At 39.8% G+C, this 364-nt stretch carries 1 protein-coding gene; it reads right to left on the bottom strand.

From position 1 onward, the window contains the following. The coding region (locus AOA60_RS08355; RefSeq protein ID WP_256592812.1) for a carbohydrate-binding domain-containing protein at positions 1-257 on the bottom strand (257 nt) is incomplete at its 3' end. Positions 258-364: the final 107 nt, after the last annotated feature.

Below are 364 nucleotides of genomic sequence, written 5' to 3'. Positions count from 1 at the left end.
ACATCAGCGCCTTCTGTTCCGATAAATAAGATAATGTTATTTAACACACTACCCTCAGGATCAGTAGCTAAGTTTGCTAGATTAGGAGAGTGTTCATGTGTAATTGTTAGTTTAGCTTTATATAATCCATCTCCAGTTTCTTCAAAGTCGTTTGGTTCCACAATTGAATTCTTAGCAGGGTTTGCCCATCCATAACTACTGCTTTGGGGTATGGCAGCAACTGCTACTGTCGTGGGATTCTCTACAATGATTTCCATTGTCAATTCTTCTGCACCTAAAATATCTACAGAGTTCCCTCATGAATCAGCAGAAATTCGAAGGTTCCCCCAATAAGACTCTCCTTCGGTACCGACATCATTACTAT

It is taken from the genome of Pseudomonas sp. 2822-17 (assembly GCF_002742485.1).
GTDB classification, from domain to species: domain Bacteria; phylum Pseudomonadota; class Gammaproteobacteria; order Pseudomonadales; family Pseudomonadaceae; genus Aquipseudomonas; species Aquipseudomonas cyclaminis.
Note: the sequence above shows the minus strand (reverse complement) of the source record. Positions and strands in the feature narration are given on the sequence as shown.